A 19,241-nucleotide genomic window follows, 5' to 3' on the forward strand; every position below is an offset into this window, starting at 1 on the left:
ATTTATATTCGTGGAGCTCCGATAGAAGCATCCACTTCTGGAATTGAAAGTATTCAAATCCTCGGACTTTACACGCAGTATAATCTTGACCTGGACCGTTCAGCTATCATTATTCTGTGCGTTGTTGATTGTACCTCTGTACCTTCAAGGCATGAAGCATTACACCGCTCTTGAAACCGGCTGTATTCTAATGCCACAAGCGCTTTGCGCAGGAATCGGCATGCCAATCAGTGGACGTCTATTTTATAAAATCGGTGCCAAGCGGCTTGCTTTCATTGGTTTAGCCATCGTATCTAGTGCGTTATTTATTTTATCAAGTGTATCGGTTGATACCAGTCTGTCGCTTATTATCGTGTCCATTTGCACGTTAGGACTTGGGATGAGTTTCTCCATGATGCCACTGAATACACATGTTCTGAACTCTGCCCCTCGCCGGTTGGTTAGCCGCGTAACGCCACTTACTACAGCTGCACAGCAAGTTATCGTTTTGTTCGCGGTTGCAGCACTTACTGGGTATCTTACTTCGCAAATTACTTCTTACGCAACAATTGCTGGGGAAGGAGCGAATCCGCTGGCTGCAATAGTGGCGGGTTACGGAGATACGTTCTTCCTTTCCGCATGTATTGCATCAGTTGGTGTCGCCCTTTCACTAATTCTTCGCAAACCACGGTTGAAGGAAGAAGATCAATTGGATAGTGGTGATGAGCCAAATCCAGCAATGATAATGGGTTACTAAACAACATTCACTTAAATTAATTAGTATAGGAGATTAAAATATATGACAACTCAAAAAGTATGGTTTATTACTGGAAGCTCTAGAGGTCTTGGCCGCAGCCTGACGGAAGCTGTTTTGAAAAAAGGTGATTATGTGATTGCAACAGCACGTAGTCCGAAATCGTTGGCAGATTTGGCTGAACAATACGGTGACAAAATTCATCCGCTTGTCTTGGACGTAACCGATAAGAAGGCAGTAATTAAAGCTGTTGAGCAAGCGATTGAAGTATTCGGGCGACTGGATGTCGTCGTAAACAATGCCGGCTACGGAGACATGGCTTCCATTGAAGATGTGACACACGATGATTTTCATGCCCAGATGAACACGAATTTTTATGGCGTAGTCTATCTGACAAAAGCGGTGCTGCCGATCATGCGTAAACAAGGTGGCGGGAACATCATTCAGATTTCATCGATAGGCGGACGGATTGGGACCGCTGGGCTGGCAGCTTATCAAAGTGCCAAAATGGGCGGTCGGTGGCTTCTCAGAAGTACTAGCTCAAGAGGTCGCGCCATTCGGCATCAAGGTTACCGTGATCGAACCAGGAGGCATGCGTACAGACTGGGCAGGCTCGTCAATGACCATCCCACCAGTCAGTGAACCGTATGAGCAGACCGTCGGGGCATTCGCTAAAATGCTTCGTGAACATGCCGGACAGGAGCCTGGACACCCTGTCAAGATCGCGGAAGTCATTACAGGACTACCTGACATGGAAGAGCCGCCGTTTCGTCTCTTAATGGGCAATGATGCTGTAGCCATTGCAGCTGCCGAACAGCGAGCACGCGCAGAGTCCGATGCGAAATGGCGATACCTAAGTGAGTCGGTCAGCTTCAATTCCTAATATATAAGAACAGGGGGCTATGCGATATTACATAAAAGGGGGGTTATTCTTTTGAATGAGCATCTAGTTGGATTCTTCCGATTCCATCAACATTCATGATTGATTAAAGTGGTGTTATCCGTTCGACCTTCATAATCCAAATTTTGTTCAGGTCTTGAGCCCCGGCATGAGTAATAAGGTGAATCGATTCACGGAAACGGCGATGGCAAGTGGGGATACCAAGACCGCCGTATTCTCCGGCATGAGTAACAAGGTGCACGGAACCGGCGACGACAAGCGGGAATACCAAAACCGCCGTATTCGCTGGAGGCTGCTTCTGGAGCGTGGAAGCGCCGTTAGAGAAGCTGGACGGCGTCGGAGCGTCGTCACCGGCTATACGGGCGGACACACGAGCGACCCAACTTATGAGAAGGAGTCTACCGGAAATGCGGGCCATCTCGAAGAGGTGCAGGTCCGTTACGACCCGAGCCGTATCTCGTACGACCAGCTGCTCCAAGTCTTCTGGCGCAAAACGGATCCGACCGACGCGGAGGGGCAATTCGCCGACCGCGGCACGGAAAATCGTTCAGTCATCTTCTACGACGGCAAGGAACAGCAGACGGCGGCGGAAGCGTCGAAAGGGCGCTCGCCGCGCAAGGCAAGTTTCAGAAGCCGCTCGTGACGAGCATTTTACCAGTCTCCGCGTTCTATGCTGCCGAGGACGTCCATCAGGACATCTACCGGACCCATCCGTCCGATTACAAATTCAACGACGTTGCGTCCGGCCGGGAGGCTTTTCTGGACCGCGTCTGGGGCGAGGGTCAGGAGCTGATGGCGCTGGAAAGTCCGTATTCCCGGTTCGACAAAGCGGAAAGGCTGAAGTCGCTCACGAAGCTGCAGGTCGAAGTCACGCAGCATGATCAAGACGGCCCCGAGCCGACGGGACTTCGATATTGCACGAACTCCGCGTCGCTGCACTTTATTCCTAAGGACGACTTGACACAAAGCGGATCCGGAAAATATGACAATCTATTTCAAGGGGACGATGAACAATGAGAAACGAGTTTATTTTGGAACTATTGGACAGCCGGCTGAACGTCTTTTTACAATTGGTCGAGCAATGCCCGCCGGACAAACGCCGCGTGATCCCGAACGGCTTCAAGAACCACCTGCACTGGCATGTCGGACATGTGCTGACGGTGACGGAATTCCACGTGTTCAGCCTCTCGAACCATCTCACATTCCTGACGGGACGGTACCAGGCGTTGTTCGCCTACGGCACGAAGCCCGCGGATTGGCAGGAAGAGCCACCAGCGTGGGACGACTTGATCTCGCAGCTCAAGGCTCTAGCGTTCCTTATCCGCGAGACTTTGAAGGACAGGCTGGACGAGCCCGTGCCGGAGAACTTCCTGAAGGCGCAAACGATCGGCGAGCTGATCGTGTCCACGGAGCTGCATATGCTTGACCATGTCGGATTTGTCAATGCTATGCTGAAAGCACTGCAAGCTTCTTAAGGCGAACGATGCTTCTTTGATTACTGCCAACGACGAACCATATGCCCGCCTTCAACACGATAATGATTGCAATCACTTTAATGATGATTATTGTTCAGTTCGCAGCAACCTTAAAAAAGAGAAAAAGAGAAAAAGAGATTCCAAAACGGTAAAAGTTGGTGTAAAATACGACAAGAAACTAAAGGAGAACTGACTATGCTATTAAATCAAGAACTAGAAGAAGCAAAGCGAGAAATTATCGCCGATGCGCCCGCTAACAGTTGAGCATAAGATAGAGATCTATAATATTGTTTCAGCACTTGAGAAAATGTCTGAGAGTAGTATTGAAGATGTAGTTGAATTCGCTGATAGTAACGGATTGTGCATTAAAGATGATAGTTACAATAAATATATTAAAGAAAATGAATACGTCTATAGTAGGGTCAAAGATGTGAAATATCAAGAATTCCAAAATTTGTATTATTATCTCGAGGGCTTTACTCCGTTTTCAACGCAACATAAAATTAAGGGTTCTGAATTTGAAAATGTATTTGTTGTGTTAGACAATGGTAAGTGGAATAAATTCAATTTTGAATACTTGTTTAGTAACAAAACTGAAAACGAATCAGTATTTTTAAGAACTAAAAAGATTTTTTATGTTTGTTGCACAAGGGCAAAGGAAAATCTAATTGTTTTCTATCATAATCCTAATGACTATATCGTTGCTCAAGCAGTAAAGTGGTTTGGGGTGGATAATGTGCATAAAATGTAAACTTAAACTAATAGCTAAGGAAACAAGAGGAAGGATAAAATTGGTTTCTAGGTTGAATTGTAAATATAGTCTCGTTTATAATTAAGTATATATCAATAAATCTCATTTATAATCGTTCGAAATCTCAAATAGACATTCAAAAAAGCACCCATTTGGGTGCTTTTTAGTCTCATTTATAATTGTTACCCACAAGAGGTATCAGTAATGATTATTGTTGAGACTTATTTGATCAATAAATGAGATAAATACGGATACATGTTTGAGACGTAATAATGAAGATAGATGAATCAAATCCGTTGATTTATCTATCTTAGAGAGGAGAGTGCCCTCATGATCGATAAATACCCTTTACTCAAGGAAAAGGATAAGACTATGTTCGTATTTGAAAAATCTGGCAAATATTATGGCCATATTGTCAAAAATAAAACCGACAAGGCACCGGCGAAATTGATCTTTGAAACTCCTAAATTCGGCACCGTTGAAGAATTAAAAGCTGAATATCCTTCAGCGGAAGTGTAGGGCTGTCTATCTATTTCGGTCGCTTTGGCTGCGATCTGGAATAGTTCTTTTTTTACGTTAATTAATCTTTTGTACAAGGGTGATTTATGAATCTTGAGAACATCTGCCTTTCATTTCATTACGAAACCTGTAAGTCTGAACTAGATTTAGCCAGGATATGCAGATCGATTGATCAGTGTGGCGGCAAAGTGGACGAAAAATATTGGATGCATGGCTTTGCAACTATTACTGTCATTTTTTATAATGAAAGAGATAGTAATAGGGGGATTCGTGCAGAATGTATAAAATAGTGTTTTTTGATGTTGATGGTACGTTATACAGTGAAGTGGATAGAGTAATCCCTAAAAGTACAAAAGTGGCGATTAAGAGACTTCATGAAGAAGGCATTAAGGTCGTAGTTGCAACAGGTAGACCGCATAATTTATGTGAAGAACTGATTTCACTAGGTATTGATACATTAATCTCGTCTAATGGCGCTCTTGTGAAAAACCAAAGCGAAGTTATTTATAAGTCGGTAATATCTCAAAAGACTGTTCATGATCTGTCGAGTTTTGCCGAGTTACACGGACACGGTATTTCCTACTTTACAGATTCAATTTCAATGAACGGCATCGGTGTAGAAGAGAAACGTGTTAGAAATGCTCTAGCAGAGACTCTTGGTCTTGTAGATTATCCTAGCAAATTAAACACACTGCCAGAGGAGATTTACTGTATATGTTTGTATGCTGATGAGAGTGAAACTGAAAAATTTATTGATAACTTTCCGCAACTTCAGTTTGTACGTTTCCACGGTTATGTAATGAACGTCCTTGAAACTCAAATTGTATCTAAATCGCAAGCAATTAAAAAAGTGCTGGATTATTACAAAATTGACGTTTGCAATTCAATTGCATTTGGAGATGGTGGAAACGATTTGGATATGTTAGAGTTTGTAGGTTTGGGGATTGCTATGGGAAACGGTGATGAAAAGCTTAAACAAAAAGCAGATTTCGTTACCAAAAAAGCAAGCGAAGATGGTATACACTTTGCTCTGACACAGTTCGGAATAATATAATTCAGTCATCCATCATTTAACTAACGGAAACGTTTGTTGAATAATACGACGAGGATGTGAACCCTTGAACCCTAATGATGTATCCAATAAAGATGAGATGGTTGTATTTCTTCATACATTGAGACATGATCTAACTAATAATGCTTCGAGCTGGGAGAACCAAAAACTGGATAGCTTTTTGGAGGCTATGGCTGCTTGGTTAAATGATTCTGATGATGCGAATTCGAAAACGCCTACTTGGAGTCTGCTTGCAACCTCTTTATTAGCTGGTAAGGCATACGAGTAAAAAAAGCCATTACACTACCGGGTAACGAGAGCACCATAACAACAAGGTTTATTAGACGAGGAAGTAACTGAGAATGAACTAAAGGAAAAGTACGACAAGTTCTGCTATAAGCACCAAACAGTGTGAAAAGCAGGAGATTACAGCAGTAATCTTAACTTTACAACCAAGGATGGGAATGACGGAACCATGTATCCTGAAACCATCCCGCCAATACTCCTGCGCGCGTTATGTTTAACAGAACATAAGGTGTGAAGTACAGGTAGATTCGGCAGAACGAAGGCTGTAGCCATTCGAATAGAAAAAGGTATGCCAACGGATATGTCGCGCGGCTGAAAAACTGGATATGGTGAGAATGTTCAAACAAACTGAACTGACGAACTTCCGAATGTACAGGTCTAAAGTTAGAACATATGGAAACATATGTACCATCAAAAGATGGTGTGAGTGGCGTAAAGTAAGAATTTTTCCTATGAAATACGCTATGCCGAACAATGGCGGCATCTGTCTCACAGGCCTAGAGGAAGCACCTAAGTACAGAAAGAATAGCTAGGTTGTAAGGGACTTGGAAAACAAGGGACATTGTAACAAGGGCTGTTACCCGAAATGGTTGTTATAAGGCGCATGCCGAAATACATTCATCCTTGTGAGGGTAGGGGTATGACTGGTGAAACTCCTATAATGGGAGTGGAGGAACAGCCCCAAGTCTAACTGAAAAGAAAGATTGTTTTCCAAGCGTGAATTGCACCGATCAGGTAAGAACGTGGGGACATCAATGGATGCCACAGTGCAAGCTACTGGGATGACTGAACAGTCCATATCCTAGAGTAACGAGGAACTTATGATCTAGTAAAGTCAGTTAGAGGGAACGCGGAGTGCGGTGAAAGTCGCACGCTCCGTGTGGCGCAGGGGAAAAGCTGGAGATGACATCAAATGCTTACCTATTGCAACCGGTAGGACATTAAGCAGCAAGAGAAGGCAGCCAGGTATATAGGGCTGCCTTCATTACGTTAACGAGCACTTTAGCGGAGGAGTCAGTCTGCAAATAAACAATAAACTAAAGCGTCACATACATTGAGAGGTGTTCTATGCCAAAGACATGGATAATCACAATTTGTGCTGTACTTCTGGAGTTTGCGAGTGATAAGCGATATTCAAGTACAGGATACTTTGTAATTGACAAAGAGTTTTACAAAACGACTGACAAAGAACTCGTCTCAGAGTTAAGTAAGTACGTTATTGATGTCGGCAGAAACATCATGCCCCACTTGTTGCCTGGAGTCTAAGCATAGCTAGTAATTAAAGGGCATGGATGGCTAACGAGTAACGATAGCTCAATAAAACAGCGGTAGTGACTTTATTTTCTTAATTAGTCCAAAATGTTCAAACAGATCGCAACATGGGCAATCCTTCCATCGTCTAATCTTTAGTTTGTTAGTTAATTTGAGGGAGGGGCAGAAATGAACAGAATGTTCCAGATGAAATCGCTCGTAATAGCCCTAGGTTTATTATTGGGCGGGACCATCGCGACAGCCGACGCTATAGTTGCTGAGGAAGCAAATGCCGAGAAGGCCAATATTTCTGATACTGCGGCTCAAATATCGATCCGTCTGGAAGCGGAGCCGCGCTTACAGGCTCCGCTGCGTACGTTAGTTTCCGCTTCACCGCAAACGTTTATTATTGAGTTTCCGGAGCCGATGGATCATGAATCTGTTGCCAAAGCGATAGAAAAACAAAGCGCAGCATCAGACAATCCCTACACACCGGAGCTAAAATGGGATTTCGACTGGATAAATGATCGGACGGTTCACGTTCATGTTTCGGTAATCAGACTACACCCGAATACCGGTTATTATTTGCAAGGAGATTATCAGGTGAATGTAAACGAATCGCTGACGATCCAAGGCAAACCAATCGCAAATGCTCCGATTTTTGCCGTATCGATCCAGTCATCGTTACAGCTATGGCGCTATTCGACGGATGGCGAGGTACGGGAGCTGATCACCGCAATCGATGACCCTTATTCATTCCGAATACTGGGGAATAGTGACAGTTATTTACTTGGTATACGGCCTATTGATTATTGCGAGTGTGACGCTATTTTGAAAAAGCTGTATGCCCTTTATGATCTTCAAGAAAAGCAACTTATCCGCTATCCCGTGGTACTACAAACGAATTATATGGGAAAAGGCGACTTCGTGGTCGATCGACGCGGGTTCTTTTACGAGCAGCCTGAACAAGGGATTCAAGTCCCGCAAAGCAACACCGCCTCATCCATCCATGTTGATGGATATGTTCATGGAGCCAGCTTATCTAAGGATGGCAAGTACGTGTTCATGGCAGTCGGGAAGGAATCGCAGGAGAACGATTTGACACTTCTTCTATACTCGCTCGATAAGGACATCACGCAGGTGCTTGACGAATCCGTAAACGGATGGATTCCGGAAGACCAAGGTTTAAGCCAGCGTATGCCGGTTCAATTTAAAGACGATGGGGAACACGTTTATTTCGTGCTGAATGATCGTCCGTATCGTGAACTCCGAAATCAATATGCTTGGCGTGACGGCACAATTACTGAATCGAAGCTGCCGATCCCTGACGAGAGTTGGTCTGGATTTTCCGCTTCCAGCGATAACGTGTATCGCTACTATGCTAACGGTGGACTATTTCATGGGACAGAGCTTGTTTATCCCCCTCATAAGCTTCCGTTCTGGTCCGAGGTGTGGGTAAATGGAACGCACAAGATCATTTACTCCAGTGGAGAATTGGATCGATCGGGACAAAACCAGTATACAAATCGGATCAACGTTTTCGATGCGGATCGTTTGGAAGATAAGACGCTGTACACCGGTCTATACCACGATTCGATGGTGATTGGTAGCAGCAAAGACGGTAAGTGGATATACGTTAGCGCAAGAGAGCCAGTTCACCATACGGCTATGCGCCCCGCGTTCGGTGAAGGAGACGGGAAGCTACTCGCGCATGTAAGACAGAATGTTGATTTGCCGATTACACTTTATCTGAATGAAACCAAACTGCAGCTGGAGCATTCTCCGAATAGTGTAGACGACTACGCATTGTTCGTTCCACTGAGAGAAGTATTGGAAGCGGCGGAATGGAAGATCACATGGCAAGCAGAACGACAAACGATTCTCGGTGAGAAAACTGGCCGAACGGATCGCGCGTTCAAATTTAACATTGGAGAAAGTAGAGCCGAGTTCAATGGCAGAGTAGTCGAGTTACCGATAGAGCTCAGGCTAGTCGGCGATACGACTTATATGTATGCAGGAATTTTACAAAAGCTCGGCATGATGCTCGAGTGGGACGATTCGAAGCGGGTTCTGTTCATCCGGCAGATGCCGGAAACGGGGGGAGTCGTATTGCCCGACGGTTCAAAATATGAAGGCGATTTGATTGGCGATGTTCCTTCAGGCAAAGGAATGTTATTCGACAAGGTCGGTCGATTGATCTACGAAGGTGAATTCAAAGCCGGCAAGTTTCATGGGCAGGGGAAGCTTTACAGTGAAACGGGTCAGCCGGATTACTTCGGACTATTCGAACTTGGCGAGAAAAGAGAATGATCAACATTCAAATCGATACAAAAACATGTGAATAAGGCTAGAGTAAGTTTAATTAAAGGAAACGATAGTGGAAGAGGAGCTGCTATTTTGAAGCGGCTTCTTTGGGTTTCATTAAAGTAACGGGCAGGGTTATGCAACCAATCCCCATTTTGATCGTCTAAAAAGCAGAGGGGGATTCGTATGCGGAAACCTATTTTAGCATGTGTTATTTTAGTTCTTGTGATTGGAATGGTGGTACTGTCTAAGTTTCAATTACAATCTGCTTCGCTTAGTATTGATGAAATTGCACCACCAGGAGATGTCGTAAAGATAGAATATCGACACGGTGGAAACGGCTTATTCTACAAGACAGAGAACATAACAGAAATTAATTATTTTATCCAGTCATTGAGAGCAACCACATATCGTAAGACGAAGCCGAATCCATGGACTGGTAGCGGAAGTCTTCAACTGTACGATAAAGAAAACAAAAAGATAATAGGTATGTCGTTTGGACCGAATCAAGATATCCAAATCAATGGAGTTTATTATCATATGACTAATGATATTAACGACCGACTAATGACCTTTTTTGATGAATTTTTAATTGATAATAATGTCGTCAAGGGTAAATGAGATTGACCTAACGGAAAACGATAGCACCATGACGAACGGGCTGCCGACATCATCGGCAGCCTGTTCAACTATCGGACAGGTTAACGTGGTGCCAGTGTGGAAGATTATGCAATTATAATCGAGTATCGATCACGCTAAGCAGGAAAGTATGTGGATTAAATGGAATTAATATACAATTATATCCTACTAGGAGGGTCTTTGAATGGCATTCCCAACACATATTGTATCAGCAGGCGGAATTGTAGAAGATGGACATGGAAATATTTTGTTAGTTAAAGCTCATGACGATGGTTGGGTGTATCCTGGGGGAATTACTGAGGTTGGAGAAAACCTAATTGATGGAGTGCTCCGTGAAATTAAAGAAGAAAGTGGAATCGACGCGATTGTTAGTCATTTAGTTAATGTTATATCCAATACAGCGGTCCATAAGTGGTATGACGGTGTGACTGATGTTCCTACGAAGGTCATGTTTGATTTCGTGTGCAGAGTTGTTGGCGGAGTACTAACTACTTCTGATGAAACGAGCGATTGCAAGTGGGTTCCAAAGGAAAATGTTCTCGATTTTATTACTTTACCTGCAATCCGTTTGCGTTATGAAGCTTATTTGAACTTTAATGGTTCTGTGAATTTTATGGATTACGTTACTACAACAACGCACGAATGCAGTCTTAATTTTCAAAGAGCGTTGTAGTCATTAAGAATAGTTCTTTAAACTAACGAGGAACAATAGTTCAATCAATAAGGGCTGCCGCGAGGTGGCCCTTTGCTCCGAGAGACGGGCAGTAGAGCGTGGTGGCTACCTCCAGTGGCTAGGTTTTTAGGAGTTTTCCAGGACCTCGTAATACGAACGGGCAGGATAACACAATAATCTAGGACTTTAACCGGCTGTTATGCAGCCGGTTTGTTACGTTTTCGATAATCTTGAAGGGAACCGAATATTGACAAATATAATATGTTACACTAAACTGTAATAGTGACAGTAAAGTGTAAATATAAGCAGTAAAGAAGGTGAGAACATTGAATACTTACACCGCTAAGCAAATAGCTGCAGTTTTGCAAAAAGATGACCCACAAATGAACTTAAGAACGGTCAGGTACTATACACAAATCGGGATTATCCCACCCCTAGAATTGGTTGGCAACAAAAGGATGTATACGGATAGCCACCTATATTATTTTCGCGCTATCCTCACGTTATCTAAAAGCGGGGAAACCCTAGCCTCAGCGCAAGAAAAGCTAAAGGGATTGTCAATTGATGATGTCATCAAAATCGGTGAAAACCTCCGCCTGTATCAGTCCAATCAGGTTCTTCAGAACGAAACTCATGTCGTAAACGAAGATGTTATCATCTCGATGAGCTCGCGCATTTCACCAGAATTGAAAGCGAAGATGATCGAAACCGTTGCCCATATGCTGAAAGGGGAAGGAAACAAATGATCAAAGTCCGTTACGCAAAATCAGCGATTGAAAATGAAGAAGGCATGAACCACCTTTGGATTCAACTGGCTCCGGTTGGGCAAGTTGGGAAAGCCCATATACAACTCTCTCTTCCAGCTGGTATTCATCGGGTTCGTAATCTTAGTGGTTTCGATGAAGATCAGACGGGAGAAATTTTTATCCATAACCCTAGGTATGTAAGCGACGTTTTTATCGAAGTCTTCACTCGAGAGCCCGTGTCATGCGGGGAGAAAACCATTACTGTAGCATTCTGTTACAATGACGAAAATGGAAGTGTCACTCGCGTTGAACATTTTATTCGCTTAATGGTTGTAACGGATGAGGAAATCGATAACGCCTTCATTGACGAAGAAGTTGTAAGTAAAATCAAGGAACTGCAGCAGCAGAACGAAGGTTCCAAAGTTCAAGATAGTATCGAATATGCGCCGACAAAGTTTATCAGGATCGACCCCAATCACCTTTCTGAATGGGAAAAGAAATACCGGATCGAAGGGATCATTCAATAGGAGGAACCTGAACCTAATACCGTACGTTGTGGAGAATACCAGTAGGGGTGAACGGGCTTACGACATTTATTCGCGTATGTTGCAAGACCGCATTATCTTCATTACAGGGGAAGTATCGGACACGTTGGCGAACACCGTTATTGCGCAGTTGCTCTATTTAGAAGCGGATGATCGGGAAAAGGAGATCAAATTGTACATTAACAGTCCCGGTGGATCCATCACAGCAGGTATGGGAATTTATGATGCCATGCAATATGTAAAACCGGATGTAAGCACGCTTTGTATCGGTATGGCGGCTTCCATGGGTGGATTTCTCTTATCCAGCGGAGCTAAAGGAAAACGCTACTGCTTGCCAAATAGTGAAGTTATGATTCACCAGCCATTGGGAGGCATACAAGGGCAAGCATCCGATATTGAAATTAGTGCAAAGAGAATCTTGAATTTACGCCAGAAATTGAATCAACTGTTGGCAAGACAAACAGGGCAATCGATTGAAAAAATTGAAAGGGACACTGACCGGGATCACTTTATGTCCGCCCAGGAATCCCTAAACTACGGTATAATTGATGCCGTACTTACGAAATAAGAACCTTCTCAGACCTAGCGATTGAAAAATGAACATAGGAGCCAACCTAATTAATTGTTACGCTCCCTCAGAGAATAAGGATTATCTCACGAATGCTCGCTCATTCGCAGGATTTCAATATGCTTGTTAAACAGGAGTTCAGGTGTTTGGGTAGTGTGGGACAGGCAGTTCCGTTAGTGCGCATGCGGGAACAGAAGGTGCTGAATATTTTTACAACATCTTCCATAAGAAAAGTTATGCTGCACGCTTCTCTCCACAAGGTCCTTGGGGATTCACTCTCCCAAATCTCGACGGGTCTTTGCCCTCACATTCCTTCGTCCTATCTTTCCAAGGTGTGGAGTCCGATCAACGTTAACGGAACGGGTCTATGCCCTAAAGCTTAAAAATATCGGTACTCCGTGCTTTCTTTATGAGTTCCTGCGAATGAGCCAATTTACGTGTCAGAGTTAAGATTTATTTTTTATGCAGATAATGGTAGCTGGGCCTTATCCATGGAGAATGATTGTCCTTCTCTTGCCATGGCTACAAGCATACGGGCTAGTTTCCCAATCAGCTTCATCATGGACTGCATTTTCGTCATTCGTTTCACTTCGGTATTATGCGTATGCATGGCTTGGAACGCTTCATTGAAAGATAACAGGTGAAACACAGTGAAGTAGAGATGCTTGCGCAGTAGCGAGTTGCCTCGTTTGGTGAGCTTGATTTGCCCCTTATACTTGCCTGAACTTCGTTCTGCTAAGTTCAATCCTGCCTTGCGCAATAATTGATTTCCGTGAGACAGCTTACGTAAGTCCCCGCCAAATGCCAATATGGCAGCCGTTGCAGGAACGGAAGTACCGACAGATCGAACGAGATCAGAACAAGGAATTTCAGGCAGTATCTTTTCAATCATCTCGTCCGCTTCGTCAATAATTCGGCGGATCCTTTCATACTCTTCGATGAGGTGCCTCAGCTCCCATTTGTCTTCTTCAAGGGCAGTAGTGTCTCCCACGCTATGTCTAGCGAGTGATTGAAGTTCCAAAGCCTTGTTCGTACCTCGCACCCCGCCAGGTCTGGCCATATACTCACCCCAGATCTGTACCATTTGCTCCGGAGTTAGCTGCAATAGGTCAGAAGGGGCTGGGAACCGGCGCAAAGTGGCCAAGGAACGATCGCTAAAAATATCATCAAATGCTTGTCTGTATTCTGGAAAACGGATATCGAGCCAGCGGTGGATTCTATTCTTAATCCGTCCTGATTTAACAACCCAGTGCTCTCTGTTTGTAACCATAACCCGTATACGGCGGAATGCTTCATCCTTTGGAGCGAAGGCTGTGTAGAACCCACGACTCACCGCATCGGCGATGACCAGAGCATCCTTTGGGTCGTTCTTGGAAGGTGAGTTATCTCTGTTTTCCTTATTGCGTTTGGTTGTCATTGGATTGACAAGAGCCACATCAATTCCTTGATCCACCAACCAGTTGGCAAGATTGAACCAGTAGTGACCGGTGCTCTCCATTCCCACAACCAAGTCATTCATGCCGTGCATCTTCTGTAATTTCCGAATACTGTCTTCTAGATGCTCAAAGCCAGCTAGGTCATTCGAAAATAGAATAGGGCGCTTGGTGAGGACAATACCTCGAAAATTAATGGCTTGTGCAGCGTGCTTCTCTTTGGCAATGTCGATGCCTATGACCAGAGTGGTAGTGGAGATTCGTTCTACGCGTTGATTTTGAGACTTAATTGGATTAGACTTCATGATAACGCCTCCTAAGGTGAGTTCTGAGGGCTGCAACCCAGTACATACTCATCCTAGCGAGGCGTCCTTTTTTCTGCAAGTTCAATCTACTAACACCTACAGGAATGTTAACGGGTACTATAGCTCACTAAGCAAACAGAACCAGGCTGCCGGTATGGATCGGCAGCCTCGTTGCGCTAACGGGCAGGATAGTTAATAGGAAAATATTTACACGCGAACAAATGATCGCTATAATGGAGTGGTATGCGTAAAGCGGTAAGTTTGATTGGCTACACAATTAAAAAGTGCATTTTAACTGAGTTTTTCAGAATATGCTGAGAGGGGCAATCTTAATGTCGGATAACAACCAGGTATACGAGTTTGAATTACCCGAAATCAATCTTGTTGGCTTGTGTATCACTTCACCCTTTAAGGGCCATCTTCCTGAAAGAGTAGAAGATATGAAAAAGGAATTTTTCAGACGCAAAGTTGAAATTCGAAATATAATTCATCCTGAACGTTACGTGAGTCCGAGCTTTTCTTCGGAGATACTGTTTACTTACTTCGTTTGCATGGAAGTGGCTGATATTACAGATGTACCAGCAGGGATGTTAGGCTTTACGATACCTCCGCATCGTTATGCGAAAGTAAAATCAACAAGTGACCCCTATCGAGATATTCACGATTATTTGAAAGCCAACAACAAGCAAAACAATAACAGGGCGCTCGCATTCGAAATGTATCATTTTGAAAATCCTGTATGGCCTGATGAAGCTGAGGTATATATCCCAATCATGGATTAAGCTAACGGATACGATAGTTCAATGATTCAAGGAGCAGTTTTGCGAAATGGGTATGATTTATCATACTCTTATCGAACAAGTATAAGTGGATAGGTTCATAACAAATTGGAGGTGCTAATTATCAGAAAGGCTATTTTAGGTATTATTGTAGCTCTTATTCTTGCTGGTTGGTTTTCATATCAGTATGCTTATAATCGTGTTGTTAATGCTTTTACTATTGATACTGCTTCGGAAATCACTGAAAAGTCTGCTTCTACGTTTAATTAATACTAAACAGAAATATAATTTTGGGCTTGTTAATACAAGTGACAAAGCACTAAAATTACTGAAAATTGAGCTACAGGATTTTCAAGGAATTGTAATCGGCGATTTAACTATTGACGGTAAACCATTTACGGTTCAAGTGATTCCAAGCCATAGGGTATATACAAGTTCTGATACTTGGACAACAAACAAAAGAGTCATAGTTGACTATGATGTAGAGATAAAGGAATCATTTATACAGAATCCCAAAAGCGTTGTGATAACTTATTCTTATTTGGGAATTGAACATCTGCAGACAATAAAGAGACTGATAATAAGGTAGCGGTTTTATTCACCTAACTGGGAACATTAGTTTAATAACAAAATTTTACTTTTATTTCCTTACTTGTGCTATTCTATTTATATGGATAACTGAAACAGATCTGGCATTTCACAAAGGGAGGATGCTTTTCTATGGTGATCTTTTGCATAATGATTGTATCTATTTTCGGAGCATTTATTGCTTTGGATATGTACATTTCAAGGATTTGGGATGTCTTTTCAGCGAAAAGCTATGATATGCTGAATATGGTTGCTGGTGATCGGAAATCACATCCTTCTTCTATCCTTAAACGAGGTGAAGAATACAAAAATAAAACCCGTTTTCTTCGAAATCCATAACGAATATGAGATGAAATTGAAGATATTAAGACCCTGCAAGCCATTACTTACCTTGATCGAAGAATGAATTCGATCACTAGGTAAAATGGGGAGTTTGGGTCTTTTGTTATTACTACCCTGGATATAGCGAATCATGGACAGGAGCTTCATCTGGGAGCAAGCAATTAAACTAAAGGGCAGTTTAACGTGGAAGAGTTAACCTGAAAAATGCATACTCAATCGAATTTTATAATAAATCATTTTATTGATACAGTGCAGTGCGTTAATAAAGGGGGGGGCGGAAACTGGAAAAGATAAAGTTAGCAAAAATCGAGGGATATTTATTGGCATTCTCGTTATTACATACCAGGAATATTGGTTATACGTTTGAATTTACAGAACTTGAATATCATGATGATATTCTTGTTTCTTTTGTTAACTCTTTAAAATTAAACAAAGGCAAGGGTGAAGAAGTGATTGCAAAAGTAACTCCCATCTTGGATTGGAAGGAGGAAATAAAAGGTCTTTGTGATAAATGGTTTTTTGAGATTGGGTATACCTTTAATCGACATGATAAACCAGTTAGATTTTGTAAAGAGTTTAGTATTAATGGTTTCATTGATTTAATGAGCAATTTTTTCGAAAGTGATTTCACGATATATAAAGTAGATAGTGAGCCAAACTTTTTCACTGAGATTTATTGGGATGATTTGATTTTTGTTTGCAACAATAAACAGTTCCTACTTCATTTTGGGAATTATGATTGAACTAACGGGAGAACGATAGTTGCAAGGCAAATAACTTAACTCTGATGAGGTGTTATGTGAATTTATTAGATTCATTAAAAGAGAAAAAAGTAAAAGTCCAACAAATACCGAACTTGGGTCCTCACTTACGAAAGCATTGGGAGAATAATTTCGCTAATCATTTAAGTGAAAACGAGAAAAAATCTATTTATCTTTACGATAATGAGGGTTACTGTGGTTATTTATGGCACTTGTTTAGCTATAAGAAGAGAGAGAGCTTTCAGCGTCAGGATGCGAACAAAACCTTCGATAATATCGAAAAACATACTTGCTATGTATTTTATCAGCATTCAGATGATGCATTGTTGATAGAAGAATTATCAGAGTTAACTGCAGATGAATTTATAAATGCAGCGGATGTTTATGTTGTAGACATAAAATTTAATTGGACATATGTAATAACCCATGAGACTGGCATGTGCGGTCCTTACTTTAGTTATAGAAATGAGTCTATATTATCATCTACCTAACGAGAAACGATAGCATGATACAGACCATAACGAGGCAGCTGAAATAAACCGGCTGCCTTTTCCACGGGCAGATTAGTTCAACATAAAGTCTTACAGCCATAGGGATATACTCCTGCCTTTCCTTTTAATTTGGGAAACTAATATAAAAACAATAAACCGGGAGGAATCCGCTTTGGGCGTCAACTGGAATACCCAGATTCGAATCAATGATCCGTCGGTACTGGACCGTGATCAGGTCGAGAATGAATTACGACAAGGAAAACATGTCATCGTGCAGTTTTCTCATCCATCATTCTACGGCTCAATACTCCACGAATTAGACGAATTATGCGCCCATTGGGATGAGAACTTGGGTGTACGCTTTTATGGGCATTACTCTTTATCATTTGATTGCAATACTATTCTACAGATTCCGAATGTCAAAACTTTGTATGTTGATTGTCTACTCCATGCTCACAATACCGAGGCACTAACCCGGCTTGAGAATTTGTACTATTTGAATTTGAACATATTCGAGTTGGAAGATGCAGAGATCCTGAGAGGCGAACCTCTCCAAAACCTTTGCATGCTTACGATTTATTCTGAGAAAAAGACCGTGAATTTGGCACATCTAGAAGGCTATAGCCGTTTGCATACTTTGATCGCAGGTGGTAAGGTCAAGAACCTAGACGCTATTGGACATTTAGCCAAACTCGAGTTTCTCTCCTTAAATTCGATCAGTAAAACGCCCGTTCATTTTATCAACAAATTGAGTAAGTTGAAAACACTTAAGTTCATTCTAGGGGGAAGAGAAAGCGTCCATGAGATTGAAGAAAATGAAATCGAAACCTTAGAAATCGTAAGAGTCAGGGGGTTTAGCAACATTCAAAATATAACGAAATTCCAGAAGCTTCGGAAACTTCTCATTGAAGATCAATTTCAGCTAAATCAGATCAACTTCAATGAGCCGCAGAGGGAATTAGGGGAAATCTCGGTCTTAAATTGCAAAGGTTTAACTTCCTTGACCGGTCTGGATCAACTGCCTTCGTTACAGCTGCTGAGTATCTACAAAACTTCGATTGATTTTGATTCCTTTATAAGGCAGAAACTACCAAACTCTTTAACTACCTTATACTTTGCAACTTCAAAAAGTAAAGTGGATCACGAGATTCAAAAGTCATTGTTTGGGATGGGGCTTCAAAAGGATTGAAATGAGATTGATGTCGGTTATACCGGACAGCAAAAACGGTACTCATTGAACTAACGGATAACGATAGCACTACGTTTGAGGTGAGGATATGCTCGAGGAGATACTGTCAGTTATAGCTGGTGTTACGATCTTTGAAGAAACTGCCGCTGTATTTGAAAAGGTGAAAATATATGCCGTCCCAGGTGCTGAACAGACCATGGATCGCCTTGAGGAGCATCTGGTAAGTATATCTTGATGCACGGGCACGTTAGTTCAATTCTAAACCCAGCGGCAGTATTCCACAGTCCAGTAATGCCGCTGGTTTTATCATTATTTTCCCAGTTCCAGCAGGCATTACTGAAATGTGAGTGAGCCGTCCCATTTGACAAACAAGAGTTTTTAAGATATTTTATATGCTATAGCATGTATTGATCTTATAGAGAGGAGAGCATATATTATGGAGCTAAATAATCTCACTGGTTTTCTTGTTCATCGAACAGATGTAAAAATGACTAATTTTTTCACGAAAATACTTAAACAATATGAAGTAACTCCTGAACAATGGGGGATTATCAATATACTTGACGCGGAAAGAGCAACGAGCCAGAAAGAGCTTGCTGAAGCCATTGATAGAGATCAAACCACTGTTGTGAGGATGATTTATTCACTTGAAAAAAAAGAAATAGTAAGAAGAATACAGAATGATTTTGATAAACGATCCCACAACTTGTTCCTTAGCGACAAAGGAATGAGTCTCAAAACAAAACTTTTGCCAATTGTAACGGCTGCTCACGATCATGTTACCAAAAATTTGAGTAAAGATGAACTTCAACAGTTACATGAGCTACTTAGCAAACTGTATTCAAGCGTAAAAGATGAGTAGTGCCTAGGCATCTTGAAGTGCGTGTTGCA

The 19,241-nt window shown here is 42.2% G+C and carries 20 protein-coding genes and 4 pseudogenes; 23 read left to right on the plus strand and 1 reads right to left on the minus strand.

The window, feature by feature from the left end:
- Positions 1 to 85 precede the first annotated feature (85 nt).
- The 17 genes and pseudogenes from QFZ80_RS06150 to clpP all read left to right on the plus strand — a co-directional run bounded on the left by QFZ80_RS06150 (position 86) and on the right by clpP (position 12,462).
- On the plus strand, positions 86 to 736 hold the full coding sequence (locus QFZ80_RS06150) for an MFS transporter (RefSeq protein ID WP_307557795.1): 651 nt from the start codon (positions 86 to 88) through the stop codon (positions 734 to 736).
- A gap of 42 nt (positions 737 to 778) precedes the next feature.
- Positions 779 to 1,210: pseudogene (locus QFZ80_RS06155) on the plus strand (SDR family NAD(P)-dependent oxidoreductase); the annotation flags it as partial.
- A 22-nt stretch (positions 1,211 to 1,232) separates the two neighbouring features.
- Positions 1,233 to 1,295, plus strand: a pseudogene (locus tag QFZ80_RS38835) (hypothetical protein); the annotation flags it as partial.
- 57 nt (positions 1,296 to 1,352) lie between these two features.
- Positions 1,353 to 1,616 (plus strand): Rossmann-fold NAD(P)-binding domain-containing protein, encoded by a 264-nt coding sequence (locus tag QFZ80_RS06160; RefSeq protein ID WP_307557801.1) that lies wholly within the window; start codon positions 1,353 to 1,355, stop codon positions 1,614 to 1,616.
- A gap of 241 nt (positions 1,617 to 1,857) precedes the next feature.
- Positions 1,858 to 2,300, plus strand: a pseudogene (gene msrA / locus QFZ80_RS06165) (peptide-methionine (S)-S-oxide reductase MsrA); the annotation flags it as partial.
- A gap of 126 nt (positions 2,301 to 2,426) precedes the next feature.
- Complete coding sequence (locus tag QFZ80_RS06170) at positions 2,427 to 2,651, plus strand: hypothetical protein (RefSeq protein ID WP_307450109.1); 225 nt, start codon at positions 2,427 to 2,429, stop codon at positions 2,649 to 2,651.
- Complete coding sequence (locus QFZ80_RS06175; protein ID WP_307440852.1) at positions 2,648 to 3,109, plus strand: DinB family protein; 462 nt, start codon at positions 2,648 to 2,650, stop codon at positions 3,107 to 3,109. The genes QFZ80_RS06170 and QFZ80_RS06175 overlap by 4 nt, the downstream gene beginning before the upstream one ends.
- 244 nt (positions 3,110 to 3,353) lie before the next feature.
- Positions 3,354 to 3,860: a 3'-5' exonuclease gene (locus QFZ80_RS06180; RefSeq protein ID WP_307440853.1), complete on the plus strand. Its 507-nt coding sequence runs from the start codon at positions 3,354 to 3,356 to the stop codon at positions 3,858 to 3,860.
- 330 nt (positions 3,861 to 4,190) lie between these two features.
- On the plus strand, positions 4,191 to 4,379 hold the full coding sequence (locus tag QFZ80_RS06185; RefSeq protein WP_307440854.1) for a hypothetical protein: 189 nt from the start codon (positions 4,191 to 4,193) through the stop codon (positions 4,377 to 4,379).
- Between the two features lie 277 nt (positions 4,380 to 4,656).
- Positions 4,657 to 5,433: a Cof-type HAD-IIB family hydrolase gene (locus QFZ80_RS06190; RefSeq protein WP_307440855.1), complete on the plus strand. Its 777-nt coding sequence runs from the start codon at positions 4,657 to 4,659 to the stop codon at positions 5,431 to 5,433.
- Positions 5,434 to 5,497: 64 nt separating this feature from the next.
- Positions 5,498 to 5,719 (plus strand): DUF7660 family protein, encoded by a 222-nt coding sequence (locus tag QFZ80_RS06195; RefSeq protein ID WP_307557803.1) that lies wholly within the window; start codon positions 5,498 to 5,500, stop codon positions 5,717 to 5,719.
- A 1,457-nt stretch (positions 5,720 to 7,176) separates the two neighbouring features.
- Complete coding sequence (locus tag QFZ80_RS06200; RefSeq protein ID WP_307557805.1) at positions 7,177 to 9,297, plus strand: stalk domain-containing protein; 2,121 nt, start codon at positions 7,177 to 7,179, stop codon at positions 9,295 to 9,297.
- Between the two features lie 180 nt (positions 9,298 to 9,477).
- A complete protein-coding gene (locus QFZ80_RS06205) occupies positions 9,478 to 9,912 on the plus strand; it encodes a hypothetical protein (RefSeq protein ID WP_307557807.1) in 435 nt (144 codons plus the stop codon).
- Positions 9,913 to 10,114: 202 nt separating this feature from the next.
- Positions 10,115 to 10,603, plus strand: a complete 489-nt coding sequence (locus QFZ80_RS06210) for an NUDIX hydrolase (RefSeq protein ID WP_307557809.1) — start codon at positions 10,115 to 10,117, stop codon at positions 10,601 to 10,603.
- A 317-nt stretch (positions 10,604 to 10,920) separates the two neighbouring features.
- Positions 10,921 to 11,349, plus strand: coding sequence for a MerR family transcriptional regulator (locus tag QFZ80_RS06215; RefSeq protein ID WP_307557812.1), 429 nt, complete (start codon positions 10,921 to 10,923; stop codon positions 11,347 to 11,349).
- The gene (locus tag QFZ80_RS06220; protein WP_307557814.1) at positions 11,346 to 11,876 is read left to right on the plus strand and encodes a hypothetical protein; all 531 of its coding nucleotides are present in this window, start codon (positions 11,346 to 11,348) and stop codon (positions 11,874 to 11,876) included. Before QFZ80_RS06215 ends, QFZ80_RS06220 begins: the two co-directional genes overlap by 4 nt.
- A 7-nt stretch (positions 11,877 to 11,883) precedes the next feature.
- Positions 11,884 to 12,462 (plus strand): ATP-dependent Clp endopeptidase proteolytic subunit ClpP, encoded by a 579-nt coding sequence (clpP, locus tag QFZ80_RS06225; RefSeq protein WP_307564042.1) that lies wholly within the window; start codon positions 11,884 to 11,886, stop codon positions 12,460 to 12,462.
- A gap of 460 nt (positions 12,463 to 12,922) precedes the next feature.
- On the opposite strand, the gene QFZ80_RS06230 is transcribed toward clpP, so the two are convergent.
- Positions 12,923 to 14,200 (minus strand): IS110 family RNA-guided transposase, encoded by a 1,278-nt coding sequence (locus QFZ80_RS06230; protein ID WP_307557200.1) that lies wholly within the window; start codon positions 14,198 to 14,200, stop codon positions 12,923 to 12,925.
- A 332-nt stretch (positions 14,201 to 14,532) separates the two neighbouring features.
- On the opposite strand from QFZ80_RS06230, the gene QFZ80_RS06235 reads away from it, so the two are divergent.
- The 6 genes and pseudogenes from QFZ80_RS06235 (at position 14,533) to QFZ80_RS06260 (ending at position 19,212) form a co-directional block, all read left to right on the plus strand.
- Positions 14,533 to 14,982 (plus strand): GyrI-like domain-containing protein, encoded by a 450-nt coding sequence (locus tag QFZ80_RS06235; protein WP_307557816.1) that lies wholly within the window; start codon positions 14,533 to 14,535, stop codon positions 14,980 to 14,982.
- A 1,247-nt stretch (positions 14,983 to 16,229) separates the two neighbouring features.
- Complete coding sequence (locus QFZ80_RS06240) at positions 16,230 to 16,652, plus strand: hypothetical protein (protein ID WP_307557818.1); 423 nt, start codon at positions 16,230 to 16,232, stop codon at positions 16,650 to 16,652.
- Between the two features lie 56 nt (positions 16,653 to 16,708).
- Positions 16,709 to 17,161 (plus strand): DUF4275 family protein, encoded by a 453-nt coding sequence (locus QFZ80_RS06245; RefSeq protein WP_307557820.1) that lies wholly within the window; start codon positions 16,709 to 16,711, stop codon positions 17,159 to 17,161.
- A 172-nt stretch (positions 17,162 to 17,333) separates the two neighbouring features.
- Positions 17,334 to 18,350: a hypothetical protein gene (locus QFZ80_RS06250; protein ID WP_307557823.1), complete on the plus strand. Its 1,017-nt coding sequence runs from the start codon at positions 17,334 to 17,336 to the stop codon at positions 18,348 to 18,350.
- A 124-nt stretch (positions 18,351 to 18,474) separates the two neighbouring features.
- Positions 18,475 to 18,585, plus strand: a pseudogene (locus QFZ80_RS06255) (polyketide cyclase); the annotation flags it as partial.
- Between the two features lie 201 nt (positions 18,586 to 18,786).
- A complete protein-coding gene (locus tag QFZ80_RS06260) occupies positions 18,787 to 19,212 on the plus strand; it encodes a MarR family winged helix-turn-helix transcriptional regulator (protein ID WP_307440771.1) in 426 nt (141 codons plus the stop codon).
- The last annotated feature ends 29 nt before the right edge of the window (positions 19,213 to 19,241 follow it).

The sequence above is a fragment of the Paenibacillus sp. V4I7 genome (assembly GCF_030817275.1).
GTDB lineage: Bacteria > Bacillota > Bacilli > Paenibacillales > NBRC-103111 > Paenibacillus_E.